The sequence below is a fragment of the Pseudooceanicola sp. genome, assembly GCF_041987405.1.
In the GTDB taxonomy this organism is placed as follows: Bacteria; Pseudomonadota; Alphaproteobacteria; order Rhodobacterales; family Rhodobacteraceae; genus Pseudooceanicola.
The window spans coordinates 17,024-35,363 of sequence record NZ_JBHIWR010000003.1 but is presented as its reverse complement, the minus strand read 5'-3'; the positions used below and the strand labels follow the sequence as shown (position 1 = coordinate 35,363).

General features: G+C 64.0%; 1 protein-coding gene (only partly in view). It reads left to right on the top strand.

The annotated features are described in order from the left end of the window. Window positions 1-18,340: the end of a CARDB domain-containing protein gene (locus ACFC2Y_RS08230; RefSeq protein WP_375186429.1), read on the top strand. It extends 18,341 nt beyond the left edge of the window; 18,340 of the gene's 36,681 nt are visible here — the last part of the coding sequence; its start codon lies beyond the left edge, outside the window; its stop codon occupies window positions 18,338-18,340.

Sequence of the window (18,340 nt, the reverse complement as noted above, 5' to 3'; positions counted from 1 at the left end):
CAACAAGAATGCGGCCAAACCGGGCGATTGTGAAATCCCCTTCATCCCGTTCCGCTTCCACATCTTTGCGGCCTCGACCTCGATGACGCGCGATGAATTCGTGGCGCATCAGACGCAGGAGGCGCTGGATCTGCGCGACGCGATCCTGGCGGCGGACGACGCGCCGGGCGGGGTCCTGGCGCTGGCAGCCGATCCGGAAATCTGGGTTGACCTCTACCTCGCCGCCCTGGAGCAGGCGGGCATCCTGCGCGACGACGGGGAAACCCCGCCGATCCGCGAGCGTCAGGAAATCCTGTCTCTGATGTCGGTGATCGCCTCGGGTCTGCTGTTCGGGCCTGCGGGCACGGACATTCGTGGCGATGCGGATATTCTGGGCTTCTTCGAACAGCTCCGCACGCTTTACGGCCATGACGAGACGATCATGGCGGATATCGAGTTCTGGGAAGAACGGATGAGCGACTGCTACACGGGCGAGATCCCGTTCGCGGCTCTGCCGGAATTCGAGGACTACGACCTGGGCCTGACCAACGAGACCCATTTCGAGGCGGTCCGCATCTTCAGCCCCTGGGTTCCGTTCGAGGACCGCGGCGCGGCGCTGCCCGAGGACTTCCTGATCTCCGGCGCCCCGGGCCCGGTGGATGGCGACGGGTTCTCGGCGCTCGACTTTTCGGATTACTTTGCCGATCCGCAGAACTCCGATCGCCTAGCCTCTCTCGTGGGGCCGCAAACCTTTGACACCATGGGCTGGCTGCCCGCGACGGCGCCGCTGCCCTATACGGTCAAGTTCGAGAATGACGCGGAGTCGACGCGCCATGCGAACCGGATCGAGGTGGTCACGCAGCTGGACACCGATCTGGACCCGCGCAGCTTCGAACTGGGCGATATCAAGATCGGCGACATCACCATCGACGTGCCCGATGGCCGTTGGTTCTATCAGGACGAGATTGACTTTACCGATACGCTCGGCTTCCTCGTGCGCGTCTCGGCTGGTATCGACATCTACCAGGATCCGGCGGCGGCCAGATGGGTCATCCAGGCGATCGACCCGCTGACCGGTGAACAGATCCAGGACAGCGCTCGCGGGCTGTTCCCGCCGAACAACGCGGGCGGGCAGGGGCAGGGCTTTGTCGCCTACACCGTGCGCCCGAACGAGGATGTGGAGACGGGCACGCGGATCTCGTCGTCGGCCGTCGTGGCCTTTGACACCGCCGCGCCGGAAGAGACGCTGGAACTGGTCCAGGTGGTGGATGGCTCCGGCCCGGTGACCACGCTGGAAACGGCGAAGATCGCCGGGACCGACAACGTCGAAGTGCGCTGGTCGTCCGAAGATGACGCGACCGGATCGGGCGTGAAACACGTCACGATCTATGTTTCGGAGGACGGTGGCGACTTCAAGATCTGGCAACGACGGGTGGAATCCGCCTCGGGTGTGGAGATCTTCGAAGGCGTGGCGGGCAAGGAATACGAGTTCCTGGCCCTGGGCACCGATGTCGCGGGCAACCGCGAAGAACCGCGCGACGGATCGGCCGTGACGGCAGACGGGGCCCCGGTCAATCTGGGTGCGCCGGCAACGGTCGACGGGACGACTCCGCCCAATTTCGGGCGCCCGCCCGCCCCGACCCCGGAACCCTCGTCCAACGACCTCTTCTCGATCGCCGAGGAACTGGTGCCCTCCGCCGATCCGCTGACGCGCCCGTCGGAGTTCGACAGCGTGCTGCGGCCCTTCGTGGCGCAGAGCTTTGCCACCGACATCCCCGGCTCCAACGCCGGGATCGCGCCGATGGCGCTGCTGGAGCTCAGTACCGGTGACATTCTGGTGTCGGGCGGGGCCAATCGCGGCACGCTCTACCTGTTTGATCCGCAGGACGGCGGGTCGGCTTTCGACCAGGGCGCGCAGCTGATCCAGCTGGACGACCCGATCTTCAACCTCGCCGAGGATGCGGACGGCAATATCTGGGCGACCACCGGGGGTGGCGCGCTGCTCAAGCTGGATGCCACGACGGGCAGTGTCGTGGCGCGCTATGGCGAGGGCCTCACCATGGGGCTGGCCATCGAGGAAGACACCGGCCTGATCTATGTCGGCAGTAATTCCGGCATCCTGACCTTCAACACGGCCACCGGGGAGTTCACCCAATGGAGCCGAGACGAGAACCTGCGCATCGGCTCCATCGCCTTTGACAACTATGGCAAGCTCTGGGCGGTGACCTGGCCCGATCGCATGCAGGTGGTCAGCTTTACCGAGCGCCAGCGGGCGGAGATCGAATATACCTTCGACAGCGAAATCGACAGCATCGCCTTCGGGCAGCTTGGCACCGCCATCGCCGATCTGATCTTTGTCAGCCACAATACCGGCCGCATCTCCGACACCGGCGCGGTGGCCGAGGGATCGGCGCTGACGATGATCGACCAGGCCACCCGGCGCCAGATCGACCTGGCCAAGGGCGGTACGCGGGGCGATGTCTTGATCACCACCACGGATGGCCGCGTCCTGCTGAGCCAGTCGAACCAGGTGGATGTCATCAGCCCGGCCTATTCGCCGGTGGTCGTCGCGACCAACCCGCCCGCCGATGCGGTGGTGCCGCTGCCGCTTGGCGCGATCACCGTGCGCTTCGATCAGGACATGTTCGCGGGCGATCCCAATTCGACCGCCTCTGTCGTTAACATCGAGAACTACACGCTGGTTGGCGAAAACCAGGGCGAGATGACCCCCGTCGGGATCGTCTATGACGCCTCCACCCGGACGGCGCTGGTGCGGTTCGAGAACATGCTGGCGGACAATTACACGCTGACCGTCGCCAGCAGCGTGACCTCGAACTACGGGCTGCGGATGGGCGACGCCTATGTCACCGAATTCCGCGGGATCGACGACCTCAGCACGATTGTGGACATCGACTTTGGCGCGACGCGGTACAACCGCGCGCTCGGGACGATTTCCTACGATGTCACCATCACCAACAACTCGGATACCGAGATCGTCCTGCCGGCCCTGCTGACGCTGGATCCGCAGCGCGGCTATGCGGGCCTGCCGACCGCCAACGAAGGCCAGAACGACCAGGGTGTCTGGCTTGTCGATCTCTCGGCCTCGCTGCCTGCGGATGGCAAGCTGCCCTCCGGCGCGACGACCAGTGGCCAGACCATTTCCGTGGCCACACCGGATCGTCAGCGCGTGCTCTTCTCGACCGGTGTTGTGGCCTCCACCGCGCCGAACCGCGCGCCGCGCTTCACCGGCGAGGTGCCCGATGTGGCCTCCGTCGGGCAGGAGCTGCGCTTCAATGCGATTGCCGAGGATCCGGATGGTCAGACGGTCATCTACGATCTGCTGACGGGCCCCGAGGGCATGACCGTCGACATGGTCACCGGCGAGGTTGTCTGGACACCGACGCCGGAACATGACGTTCAGGTTCCGGTGGTCATCCAGGCCTTTGACAGCCGCGGCGCCGTGGCGGTGCAGCGCTTCATCCTGAATGTGGACGGCGGCAACTCTGCCCCGGTCTTCATCGCCATGCCGACGCAGCTGAATTCCTCCGAGGGCGAGACGCTGGAGGTCGAACTGGTGGCGGCCGATCCGGATGCCGATGACGTGGTGATCTGGGTCGACAACCTGCCCGAGGGCGCGTCCTACAACCCGGAAACCCGGATCCTCACCTGGACCATCGGCTACGACCAGGCGGGGACCTACAACATCACCGTCCATGCCTCCGACGGTATTGCGGACATCTCGGCCAATATCACGGCGCTGATTTCCGAAGTGGCGCGGCCCGTGTCGCTGCATGTGCCCGCCAGCATAAACGCGGTCGAGGGCGACCGGATCCGCTTCTACCTCGATGCCGAGGCAGAGCCGGGGACGCCGCTGTCGTTTGGCGTTTTCAACAATTCGCTGCCGCTTGGCGCGACGCTCAATGCCTCCACGGGCGAGTTCGAATGGGTGCCGGGCTTTATCCAGGCGGGCACCTACGAGATCATGTTCGCCGTGTCCGACGGGATCGGGGTGGCGATGAACACCACGGTGATCGAGGTCACCAATGGCAATGGCGCGCCGGTTTTCGACAATTTCGACGGGCTGCGGGTCTATGAGGGTCAGCGCTTTGCGCTGCGGGCCTTCGCCAGCGATCCGGACAACCCCTATTACGAGCCGACCGTCCGCACCGGCGAGGGCGAGCTGTTCGAGCCGACCGATTTCCCCAAGACGGTCGAGATCGAGGTGGTCGGTGATCTGCCCGATGGCGCCACCTTCGACGCGGATACGTGGGAGCTGAAGTGGGTTCCGGGCGCCACTCAGGCGGGGACCTACGACATCACTTTCCGGGCCACCGATGACGGCAACGGCACCGGTACGCCTGCGGTCGTGACGGAAACGGTGACGATCGAGGTGCTGGACCTCAATCGCGGGCCGCAACTGGCCGAACTGGGCAATGTAGAGATCGCACGCGGCGAGGTTCTGGAAATCCCGATCAGCGCGGTCGATCCCGAGGGCGACCCGGTGACCCTGGGGGCCAAGAACGAACAGCCCGGCTATCCGCTGCCCGATTTCATCACCTTCATCGACAATGGCGATGGCACCGGTGTGCTGCGGCTGGCGCCGGGTGTCGGTGACCGTGGCGAGCATCCGATCCAGGTCTATGCTCATGACAATGGCGGTGACGAAGGGGTGATCCGGGGCTCCGGCTATACCTTCGTGATCGACGTGCTGTCGGACAATGAACCGCCGCAGTTCGAGTACCAGGGCAGTGTCGTCGCCAAGGTGGGCGAGACCCTCCAACTGGAGATCAACGCATCGGATATGGATGCGGATGACCTGACCTTCGATCTGTCCGGCCTGCCCCTGGGGGCGGTGCTGACGATGGACCCGCTGATCTACGGCCGCGCCACTCTGAGCTGGAACCCGGAGATCGGCAATGTCGGGACCTACGCCGTGACGGTGACGGCGACCGATACCGGGGCGGATGGGCTGACGGATCCGGCCGAGACGGAGCTGACCTTCAACCTGTCGGTGCGCACGACGAACAGCGCACCGGTGCTGGATCCGGTCGGCACGATTTCCGGAACGGAATCCACCCCGCTGAGCTATGATTTCAACGCCGGCGACGATGACGGCGACGGGATCACCTATTCGGTCGAGGATCTGCCGCGCAACGCGACCTTCGATCGGGAAACCGGCGAATTCAACTGGCTGCCGTCCTCGACCCAGGCGGGCACCTACCAGATGACGGTGACGGCCAGCGATGGCCACAGCTCCTCGTCCGAGACGGTAACGCTGGTGATCGCAGAGTTGAACCGCGCGCCGGTCTTCGTGCCAATGACCACGCAGTTCGGTCGCGACCGGGCGGAGCTGCGCTTTACCGTCGTGTCGGATGACGCCGATGGCGATCCGGTGGTCATGTCGGTGATCGACGGCCTGCCGGAGGGGGCGTATTTCAACGAGGAAACCGGCCAGTTCAGTTGGATTCCGCAATACGATCAGTCGGGCGACTATGTCATCACCTTCGGTGTGCAGGATCCCTCGGGCGCGTCGGATACGCTGGAAGTCACCGTTTCCATCGCGGATGTGAACCGCGCGCCGGAGCTCGTGGCCTCCGACCGGTCCTTCCTGATCGGCGAAGAGAAGAGCTTTACGCTGGAAGCTTCCGATCCCGATGGCAATCCGCTGACCTTCCGCGCGATCAACCTGCCTGAAGGGGCGGTGCTGAACGAGGCGACGGGCGAGGTCACCTGGCTGCCCGGACCGGGGCAGGCGGGCGATTACTACGTCACCTTCCTGGCCAATGACGGCAAGCGGGAAGGGCGTCAGACCATCGTCATGCGCGCCTCTCTCGAACCGATCGAGCCGACGGTGCGGATCGAACTGACCCCGTCCTTCCCGGCGGTTCCGGGACAGCCCGTCCTGGTGCAGGTCGTGGCCGACAGCCTGTCCGACATCACCGGAATGACGCTTTATGTGGACGGTGTGGAAACGGCGCTGGATGCGCTTGGCCGTGCCGTGGTGGTCCCGGATGTGCCGGGCAAGATCGCGCTCAGGGCGACCGCGACGGATGCGGACGGGATCGAGGGCGCGCAGGAGCTGACGCTCAAGGTGCGCGACCCGGCCGACCGGCTGGCGCCGATCGTGGCGCTGGATTCCGTGCTCAGCCGCGGGGCCTCTGCCGGGGTTGTCGAGATCGGCGGCTTTGTCGAGGAGTCGAACCTCGATTACTGGGTGCTGGAGCTGCTGGATGCCGAGGGCAACCTGCTGCGTGAACTGGCCACGGATGAGACCACCGGCGATCTGACCTTTGCAACGCTGGATACCGGGACGCTGCTGAACGGCTTCTACCAGCTGCGGCTGACGGCGATGGATATCGGCGGCCGCATGGCGCGTGTCCTGGCCGACATGGAGGTCAAGGGCCGCGACAAGACCGGGTTCTTCGCAGACGAACGCATCGACCTGTCGGTCGATCTGGGCGGGTTCACCTTCGATCTGATCCGGCGCTACAACAGCCTGGCGCCGCAGGATGCCGATTTCGGCACCTGGAGCGCGGGTTTCGATACCAACCTGGCCGTCAATACCGACACCACCGGTCGCGAGGCCGTGGGCCTATACGCGGCGATGCAGGAGGGCACGCGTCTTTACCTGACCGCGCCGGACGGGACGCGGCTTGGCTTCACCTTCGCACCGGTGGTCAAGAAGATCGGCGATCTGAACTTCTACACCCCGGCCTGGGTCGCGGATGAAGGATCGGACTGGCAGCTGAGCTCCAACAAGATCGACCTGCGCAAGGCGGGTGGCCGGTTCTATACGACCGACAGCGCGATCCCCTACAATGTCGAGGATCCCTTCATCGGCGGCGAGGAGCCCTTTGTCCTGACCGGGCCGGACGGCACCGCCTATGTGCTTGCTACCGACGGTCGCATTCAGGAAATCCGCACCGCCACGAAGCGGCTCTTCGTTGGCGACAGCGGCATCACCGCGGCCTCCGGCGAGGTGCTGTCCTTCCTGCGCGATGCTGAGGGGCGGATCGCGCGGGCGACCTCCTCCTCCGGGGAGAGTGTCGTCTACAGCTATGACGAGCTGGGCCAGCTGATCGGCGTGCGCAAGCTGAACGACGGGACAGGTGCGCGCTATGGATACGCGGATGGTCTGCTCACCTCGCTGTCGGAAATCGGCGGCACCGGGCGCACCATCGCCTATAATGCCGATGGCAGCGTGACCGAGGCGGAGGTCGAGGCGGACCTTGGCGGCGTTGGTCAGGTGGTCGGCCAGGTGACCGACGTGCCCGCGGGCAATTCGACCTACACCTTCACGATCCGCGACAATGAGGTCGCCGCGGCGGCCGGCGGTCGCATGATCCTGCGCATCGCCCTGAGCGGCGAAGCGGCGACACCCAACCTCGAAGGCGCGGGGCTGCTGAGCCTGCTGCGCAACGGCGGTCAGACGGTCGCGCTCTATTCGGTTGAACGTGGCGGCTTCTACCGGATCGACGTGGACGGCCCGGACACCGAGATGGAGATTTCTATCGCCGGCGACATCAACCTCGACGGGTCGGTGAACGGGGTCGACAGCGATCTGCTGCGCGCGGGCGGGCCGGGCACGGATATCGACGGGGACGGCGATACCGACCAGCAGGACCGCCAGATCCTCAACGTCAACTTCGGCATCAAGAAGAACGGCGCCCCGATCCAGGTCGAGACGCTGCCGGAGGTCTTCACCCATGTCGAATTGCCAATCCTTGTCGCGCTAGACGATATAGCGGTGGATGAGGATGGCGACCGGATGTTCTTCCGCATCGTCGGCGAAGAGAATGTCGATGCGGAATTGACCGCGGATGGCAACTTCCTCCGCATCCGGCCGAATGACGGCTTCTCCGGTGTCGGGACCTTTACCGTGATCGCGGATGACGGGTTCACGGCCTCTGAAGAGATCGAGGTCGAGGTGGACGTCTCCGACGCGCCGCTGACGAATATCGAACTGGCCACGCGGGTTTATCGCTTCTCCTCGGCGGGGGAGGTCAGCCAGGTCATCGTGATCGGCGATTTCGCGGATCAGGAGGACGTGATCCTGCCGTTCGATTACGTCGATGTGCAGACCATGGATCCCGAAGTGGCGGTGGTGAATTCCAACGGCATCCTGACCACCCGTGGCGATGGCGATACCGCGCTGGTGGCGCGTCGTGGGGGCATTGCGGACGGCACGGTCGTAACCGTCGGTGTTCCGAACGATCCGGACGGGATGATCTCGCTCTACTACGGGATCGACGCCTACCCGGATTCCGTGACGATCCTGCCCAATGGCGGCAGCCGTCAGATCGTGACCTCCGTCGGTACGGATCAGGAGCAGTTCGTTCAGGGCGCCGGGGATGGCGTGATGTATATCGCGCATGACGATGGCATCATCACCGTCAACGAAGACGGTCTGATCGAGGCCGTGTCCGAAGGCCGGACCAAGGTCACCGTGCTTTACCGGAACGGGGAGGAGACGATCGACGTCTCCGTCATCGCGCCGCAGGTCGGGGCGAGCGCCGAGATCGGATCGGCCGGTGGTGCGATCCAGACGGATGACGGCATCGTCGCTGCCTTCGGGGCGGGGCAGCTGGAAGATGGCGCGACGGTCAATGTCAGCTCCATCTCCGAAGCCAACCTCGACACCGCGCCGCCGCCCGATTTCAACTTCCTCGCCGCGCTCAACCTCGAGGTGGAAAACAGCGAGATCAATGGCCCGATCCAGCTGGCCACCCCGATCGACCCTGCCGTCGCGGCGCCGGGGGAAGAGGTCTTCTTCTTTATCGAGGTCGACTACACCGAAATCACGAACGGCGAATATGGCAAGCTCTGGACCATCGTCGACAGCGGCACCGTGGGCGCCGATGGCGTGGCGCGCACCGCGTCCCCGCCGTTCCCGGGCATGTCCAAGAACGGCAACATCCTGGTCGCCAAGGCGAACAAGCCGCTGAATTACATGAGCGTCTACAGCCCGCTGCTGGCCGTGGCCGCCGCGATGATCCTGCCCGCTATGGTGATGGCGGCGCCTGCGGGTCTGATCGGCCTGTCGGTTGCCTCTTCGGTCATCCTGGGTTCGGTCGCCTCGGTGGTGAGCCCGCGGGTTCAGGACCTCAAGGCCTGGAACAAGTATGGCGAGATGGAGACGACCACCATCGACCCGACCGGGATCACCGGCGACACCTTCCGCGTGTCTGTCGATATCCCGCCCGCGCCGACCGTCCCGCCCGCCGGGGTGGAGCCGATCTTCACGCAGGTTGCGCCGGAGTTCGACAGCGCCGGCAACGTCAAGCTGAAGATGATCGGCGCCAACCTCGTCGAACATGACTCGCTCTTCTCGATCGAGGACAGCCGGATCCGGATGCAGATCGGCAACTACGTGCAATACATCTATGGGGACGAGTTCACCGATGTCGTGGTCAGCGACAACGAACTGTCGGCCGGCACGTTCAAGTTCGACATTCCCAACGATATCCTGGCCACCCGCGCGACCTTTACCTACCAGCGTCGCGGGCCTGGCATCCCGGGTGAGATCAATGAGAACTGGATCAACAGCGCGGACTTCACCATCGCCAACACTCAGGGCTATGGCGTCACGCCGGGCAGCGATTACACCGACGGGGTGCAGCGGTCGATCCTGTCGATCTTCGATACCGAAGGCGTCGGCAGCCAGACGGCCGGCCAGGTGGTCAAGGATCTGCATATCACCGACGAGAACGGGGCGAACCTGACCTGGCTGAACGACGTGGTTCTGGCCTCCGACAACAGCGCCGCCTATGTCGCGACCTTCCAGGGGATCGCCGTGGTCGACATGCTGACGCTTCAGCAGTTCGATGTCGATCCGACGACCGAGGGCACGGATATCATCCGCATCCCCGGCGGCAATGTGCAGAAGGTCACCATTTCCGGCGACGGCAATTGGCTCTATGCGGCGGGCAGCGGCAAGATCTACGTGATCGACCTGCGGCCCGGGTCTTCGACCTATCTGCAATATCTGCCGCCGATCAGCGTGAACATCCCCGGCTCCGTCACCGAGGGCCAGATCAACGACATCGAGCTGAGTTCGGACAGCAAGAAGCTCTATGTCGCCGTGCCCGATGGCAGCATGTTCGGCACCGATGGCTGGGTCCGCGGGGCCGGCAAGGAAGGCAGCATCTTTGTCATCAATGTCGATCCGAAATCCCGGCCCGAGGGCGGGATGCCCGGTGGTCCGCAGAAGTATCTGCAGGTCATTGATGTCCTGAACGGGTTCACTGACCCCTATGACATCACCGCGACCTCCGACCCGAACAAGATGGCCTTCACCTCGCGCGGGGATACCAAGCACGGGTTCCACACGATCATCGTGACCAATTCCAACCCGGCCAAATACGCGGCCTCGGTCAAGACCTTCGATGGCGTGAATTCCTACAACAACCGGGGCCAGCAGACCGGGTCGCCGCAGCAGATGCTGCTGAACTACGGCCAGGTCATGGTCAAGTCGAACTCGCTGACGATCCCCAGCTTCATCGGGCCGATCTACATTCCGTACTACAGCAAGGTCTCGGCGCAGAAATACGATCTGGATATCCGCAATGCGACGGGCGTGCAGGTGACGCCGGATCTGAAGTACGCCTTCGTGGCGGATTACCACCTGTCGCGCTACTTCACGATGTCCTCCGAACTCGCCTACGAGATCGAGCTGCGGCATGATGTCGGCTCCAAGATCGGCATGATCCGGAACCCCTTCGGCATGTCCGAAACGGAATGGAACCAGCTGGAAACCACCGGGGTTAAATGGGGCGAGACCAACCTGGTGTCTGCCACCAGCCCGATTCCGATGCAGTTCCTGCAGGATCTGGCGCTGACGCCGGATGCCTCCAAGCTCTATGCGCTGTTCCGGGCCGCCGGTGTGGTGATCCCCTATGACGTCGAGAACTGGATCCTGGAGTTCGAGAGCCGTGAAGGTCAGAACGATCCGAGCGTCAATGCGCCGCTGAACCGGATCTGGCCGATCGACCTGATGTATGACGAGGTGGACGAGTTCGGCCAGCCGAGGAACAACCCCTTCGTCTTCGGCCTGAACCCGGATGCGCCGAACACCGAGGTCGGTATCGAAGTGGCGTATTATGCGCGCGGGCTGGATGTCCAGCTGGAGCCGGGGATCAAACTGATGCGCCCCGTGTCGCAGAACCAGGCGCATGGCGAGGATGCGGACGAATTCATCTTCGAGGTGGAACTGGATCCCGATGCCTTCGGCGTGCCGGAGTGGAAGATGGATCTCTACTTCTCCACGCAGCCGCAGCGGCAGGGCCTCTTCCCGGATGATCCGGAACGTGACCGGTCCTTCTATCCGTTCAGCGGTGGCTCGGTGGCGGAGAACAACCAGAAGCATCGCATTCTGCTCAACACCTCGCTGACCGCCGGAGAATTCGCCTTCAAGAGCGGCTACTACTACGAGCTGGACGCCTTTGGTGCGATCGCCTCTTCGCGTCCGCTGACCAGCGACGATGTGCCCGCAGAGCTGATCAAGCACCGGGTGCAGGTCAAGATGTCCGAGGGGCATCGTCAGATGCTGACCGGCGGGCAGACCTACTACTGGGGTGTCGATGTCACCGGCAATGACCAGGTGATCCGCCGCTCGACCTCGTTCCAGACCGAGGCGGTGCCGACCGATGGTCATTTCTCGACCGTGACGGTGATCACCCACGGCATGGATTTCGCCTTCTTCCCGGATTACGCCAACACCGCGCTCGGCGGTCACACCAGCCGCAGCGAAAACAACCTCGAGCGTTGGCTCGAAGCGGCGGAAATCTTTGACGAAGCCGGGGGCGGGGGCACCATCCTCGTCTACAACCGCCAGACGGGTCTGTTCCACGAGTACGACCCGGCCAGCCAGCGGATCAACATGTCCACCTCCTTCAACGGGGCCGACCTGCAGCAGGATGAGCCGGTCACCATCGTGATGGACTGGCTGCGCGAAAGCGACATCTCCGACACCGGTTTTGCCGAGGCGGCGGCGGATGCCTTCTTTGCCTCGCTGGCGCATCTTGATCGACAGACCTCCAACAAGCTGCTGGATGGTCCGATGCACTTCATCGGGCATGAGCGCGGGGCGGTCGTCAACTCCGAGATCGTGCAGCGGATCGGCCATGTCTACACCGACAGTGCGCCGCGGATTCACATGACCACGCTTGATCCGCATGATCAGGCGCAGGGGTCGCTGGCGATCAACGGGCCTTCGGTGATCTCGAATTACCTTTCCACGGCGCGCAATATCGCAGTGCTGGTGACGCCCTTCTATCCGCCTGCCGCCGGGGTGGCGCAGCGGATCCAGAAGGCCAAGGATGCGTTCGAGAAACTGATGCGCTGGATCAGCTACACGGGGCTTCAGCTTCAGCCGATCCCCTACAACGACTTCAAGGATCCGAACGTCCTCTACTGGGACAACATCGACTTCTTCGACAACTACTATCAGACCTCGGTCACCGGGCCGAACAACCCGCCGACAAGTTTCCCGGACCTGGTGTTCGGCTCGCTTGGCAACCTGATCGGTCAGGCCTTCTCGGGCTATTCGATCACCACGACCTTCGAAGGAACGAAGATCCCGTCCACGGCGGTGCCGGGCTACAAGGTGACGCCGGATATCGAACTGGGCTTCACCGATCCCGAGGTGCCGGGCTTCACCGACGACGACTTCGGCGGCACGCCGAGCACGCGGATCGTGAACTGGTATCTGGGCACGGCGGATGTGAATGCCAAATCCATCGGCGGCGACCTGATCTACCGGAATTACAAGGACGAGGGCGTCGATCTGCAGGATGGCGGCTGGTTCACGGACGAGTTTACCGGGCAGCCCTGGTATGGCGCCTCGGCCAGCTTCTTTGAAAACAATCAGGTCGGGGACTGGTACAAGGATTACTTCAAGAACGCCAAATCCGCCGTCACCAATCCGGCACTCAAGTGGACCGCAAACGAGGCGGTCGGCACCGGCTATTACTTTGCCGAGGTCGCGGGCGACGTCAGCAAACGGCCGACCACGGGCGAGGCCAAGATCCCGACCAGCTACGACAATACCGAAGCGGGCAAGGTCGCGAACGAACCGGTCACGACGATCTTCAACGGCAACTTCGAACTGGGAACGCGCCACTCGATCTCCAACTACATCAAGTGGCTGTTCACGCAGGTTGCCACCAACGCGACCAGTGCCGACGAACGGGTGCCGGACACCGATGACCCGAACGTCAAGTACAAGCCACGCAAGAAGGGCCTGGACGGTCTGGGCAATCTGCCTGCGGAACTGGGTCGTTTCCCCTACCACTTCGACCTTCCGGGCTGGTCCATGCACGGCGGTGTCGATGTCGCCAATGACGGCGGGGAGGACGAGGGCTATTCCTACGCGATCAAGCTGCTGGAAAACATCGCGCCGTCGCTCTTTGGCGGGCCGGTCGACATCACCGGGCTGTTCCTGGTCAACACCAATGTCATCCTTGAGCTGATCGACCTGCTCAAACTGGCGGTTCAGCCGCTGATGGAGCGTCTGGTCTTCCAGCTGGCAAAGGCCGACAGCGATCGTGACTTCATCAAGGATTACAACACGGATCAGGCCGCAGCGGTCGATCAGAAGATGGCGGCCGATGCGGCGACGCAGGGCTGGACGAAGTTCACCGACACCGACGGGACGGTCAAATACCGGGATTCTTCCGGCACCACGCTCTTCACCGAGGCGCAGTACAAAGAATCCATCACGATGTACCACAGCTTCGGTCAGAAATGGCTCGATCCGCTGAACTCCATCACATCGCAGCTTAACCTCGCGCTGGATTACCTGAACGGCGTGGCGGCCAATGCCCCCTCGGAAGAGGCCAAGGCGCTGCAGAAGGGAATCGCGTGGTTCAAGGCCCTGCCGCCCGAACTGACCAACCTGCAGAAGATGCGCGACGTCTTCTCCATGCCGGAAACGACGGCGGAGCAGCGCAATGCGAAGCGCGCGGCGCTGAAGGGTGTGGCCAAGTGGCTGTCCGACAACATCTTCCTGCTGGCGGCACAGGCCCTTGGAATTCTGGACAAGAATATCGGCGATCTGGCCAAGCCGGATTACGGTCTGATCTTCGGTGGCGGTCAGGTGATCAAGACGCTGGTTCAGGTCTTCACGCCCGAGATCGAACTGCCAGGCCTCGACGGGAAATCCCTTGCGGACCTCATCGTCGAAAAGCTGGACCAGATCGGCAACCTGGACACGGTCACGCACAACCGCATGTTCGTGCCGCGTGATGTGGACGAGTTGAAGATGGACGTCTTCGTGCCGCTGGCGCTGAGCGAGGGCCTGACCATCGAGGTCACCTTCACGGACCTCGACGGAAACGTGTATGACTCCGGTTCTCATCCGGGTCTGAAGCAGGTCATCAATCCGCAGTTCTTCACGACAAACACGGTGACCTTCCCGCTGCCTGAAGGCATCAAGGACAACGTCGTCAACATGACGATCAGCAACTCTGGTCTCGAATACGACACCTCCGACGATTACCTGAACCTGCTCAACGACATCGGCGCGACGGAGACAGCCCTCATTGGCGGCCTGCTCGGTGATCTGGCGGATACGGCGGGGGGGCTGTCCTCCGCGGTGTCCACCCTGATGATCCTCGACGATGTGCGCTTTGCCTCCTCCTCCAACCCGCAGACCGCGGTGAGCGAAGGGGCAGGCGGTCAGCCCGCGCTGACGCTGGAGGCCGCGCAGGCCCTGGCCGAAGTGGCGCGCGGCATCTGGGCCGACAGTGGCCTGGTGCCCGACACCACCCCGCTGGACAGCATCATGGTCGCCATCGGCGATCTGGACGGGGCGCATCTGGCCGAGACGACGGAAACGACGATCACCCTCGACAGCGATGCGGCGGGCCACGGCTGGTTCGTCGATGCCACACCGCTCGCGAACGAGGAATTCGACGCCACGTCCCATGCGCATCTCTTCACCGGCTCCATCGGCGGCCCGGTCGAGGACCGGATCGACCTGCTGACGGTCATGCTGCACGAAATGGGCAATGCCCTTGGCCTGACCGACTATCCGGGCCTTGGCGATCCCAGCTATCTGATGAACGCCCTGCTCGACACCGGCGAACGCCGCCTGCCGAGCGGACCGGACGTGCAGGATTACAGCGGTCTGGAAACGGAGGAGGAAGATCCCTTCGCTGGTGAGGACGGTTTGACCAACCCGATCGCGCCGGGCTCCGGCAATGCAGCGGCCTCGTCCTCCGGGTCGGGTGGCACGTTTGGCGGGCATCTTGCGCTGCTGAGCGGCGATCCGGAAGCCTTTGGCAACGGACGCTTCAGCGCAGGGCTCACCAACTGGGTCTTCGACGGCGATGTCACCACCGAGGGCGGCGAGGCCGTCCTGCGGGAGGCGGATGTCTCCATGACCGGGATGGGCCAGACCTTCGCCCTTCCGGCGGCGGCCACGGGGCTGCAGTTCACGATCCGGGATCTCGATCTGAACCAGACCGAGGGCTCCGCGCCCGACGCCTTCGAAGTGGCGCTGCTGGATGCGGTCACGGGCACGTCGGTCCTGGGTGATCCCGTGGGCCTGCCCGGTACGGACGCCTTCCTCAATATCCAGTCGGATGGCTCGCGGTTCCTGAGTGCCAACGTCTCCGTCGTGGAGAACGGGACTGACCTGATCGTCACCATCGACTTCGACGGTCTGACCCTGCCCGAGGCGGTCCTGCTCAGCTTTGATCTGATCGGGTTCGGCGTGGTCGACAGCCGCGCAAACATCGACGATGTGCGCCTGCTTGGTCTTGGCGACAACACCGCGCCGGTGGCTGTGGATGACACGGCCACGACGGACGAGGATATGCCGGTCACCATCGACCTGCTGGCCAATGACACGGATGGCGAAGGCGATCCGCTGATCGTCGAGATCATTGAGGGTCCGGCTGCGGGAACGCTGACGGCCCTCGGGGACGGCACCTACAGCTACACGCCGGACGCCAACGCCAATGGCACCGACAGTTTCACCTACCGTGTGAACGACGGCGATCTGGACAGCGCACCGGCCACCGTGACGATCACCGTCACACCGGTGAATGACGATCCTGCCATCGACCCGGTCGGGGATCTGACCCTGGTCGCGGGCGCCGCACTGGCGCTGAACATCCAGGCGACGGATGCCGATTTGGAGGACGTGCTGACCTTCTCGCTCGGCACGGTGCCGGAGGGGGCCAGCATCGACCCCGTAACCGGCGCGCTGGTTTGGGACAGCACCGGCTTTGCCGGACCGCAGAGCTTTACCGTCATCGTCGAGGACGGGCAGGGCGGAAGCGCGGATGTCACCTTTGTGGTCGATGTCCAGGCCAGCCCGGTCTTTGCCGACATCGGCCCGGTGACGATGACCGTGGGCGATCCGGTTTCGATCCTGCCGGTGGTCACCGATGCCGACAGCGATCCGGCCGATCTGAGCTTCGAGAAGCTGGAAGGTCCCGACTGGATCCTGGTCGATCCCGAGACGGGGGCGGTCAGTGGCGACAGCACGGGTCACGTGGGTGAGTACACGGTCAAGCTGCAGGTCACGGATGAGGACGGGCTGACCGGCATGGTCACCTTCGCCCTGGTGGTGGAGGAGGCGGACATCGTCCGCAGCGCCTCTGTCGTCGTGATGGCCGGTCCGCTGGTGGCGGGTCCGGGTCAGCTGGTGCAACTGCCCAGCACCTCGGTCAAGGGCGTGCCTTTGAGCTTTACCGTCGATGCCAATGTCACCGAGATCATCGTCGATCTGGGCTTAGAGGCCGCGGCCTTCGAGGTGGATCAGGTCAAGGCCGGCGCAGAGGCCCGGGCCGGTGACGTGGTGGAGCTGTTGGGAACCGGGCAGATCCGGATCACCCTGGGCAGCCCGATCGCGGCGGGGACCTATGCCCTCGCGGATCTGGTACTCAAGGTGAAAGAGGGCGCGGCCTATGGCAGCCTGCAGGATGTCACGGTCGAGGTGACAGAGGTCGACGGCCTGCCGGTGGAGACCGAGGCCTCCATGCTGACGGTCGTGATTGGCTATATCGGCGACCTGGATGGGGATGGGGCGTTGGGTCAAGGCGATGTCCAGATGGCTGCGTATTTCTCTCGCGGAATGCTGCAGTCCCTGACGACCTGGCAGGAGGGCGTTTCCCCGCTGCTCATCGGCGATGTCGACCGCAGCGGGGCGATCACGTCGCTGGATGCGTCCATGATTTCGGGTGAATATCGCGGGGTCGATGTTGACGTGATCCCGGATGTTCCGGGTGGCTTCACGGTCACCTTCGATCCGGAACATCCCGGCCCCGAGGGGCTTGTTCAAGACCCGCCGGTCTATCAACCCAGATCGCGGACCACGACGCAGACAACCAGCCTGCGAACGGCCCCGACCTCCGAACCGGAGACATCCACGCCGACGGTGTCGACCCTGACGACGAGCCGTAGCGCGCCTGTCACCACATCGCGGGATACCACTGTGCGCAGCAGCTATTCGCGCAGCCGTGTCACTGCCACGCGGACGATGACGGTCTCGCGCGTGTCCGACATGGACAGGGGGGATTTCCCGGTCCTGCGGGATCTGGATATTCCGCTGGTCATCGAAAGCGATGGCGGGGTCCGGGAGATGGAGTTCGCGATCCGCTTTGACGATGCGGCGCTGAGCCTGCGCGACGTTGCCCTCGGTCCGGATCTGCCTGCGGGCACCCGGATCGACATGGAGGAGACTGCAGAGGGTCTCATCGTCCGGCTGAGCCTGGCGGAGACGCTGGATCTGCCGGTGGCGGAATTGCTGCGCCTCAAGGCGCGGCCGGTCGGCGATGCTTCGGACGCGTTGGAGCGGGCCGGTATGACCATCGAGACGCTTTCGGTGAACGGCGTGGCGGTGGATCAACCGGTGCAGCTGGCGCGCGCTGGTGAGGCCGCGGTTGTCGAACTTGGCGACCACGCCCTGCCGCAGGGCAAGCTGGCGATGACCCTGGGCATCAGCGACTTTGGTGCCGATGTCGCGGTGCCAGGTCTGATCGATCCCGATCTGCTGGCGGATGGGTTGCTGCCGATCTTCTTTGACGGGGTCGAGGGGGCGCAATCGCTGGTGATGGAGGTCCATCACGACCGGGGCTTCGAGCTGAGCCACGCGGCGGAGGGCGTCACGCTGGAGATCGTCGAACCGGGGCTGGCCCGGGTCACCGTCGATCTGCTGAGCGTGATCGTCACCGGCTCCGTCGCCGCGGCGGCGCTGCGTGTGGTGCGTCGGGCGGATAGCCTGCCTCTGGGTCGGATTGATCTGGCGTCGCTGGAGGTTGACGGGGTGGACTTGTCGATCAACCCGAAACAGGATGTTTCTGGCTTGACCCTCGACGAACGCCACTGGTCCGACGAAAATCGGGCAGGTTAA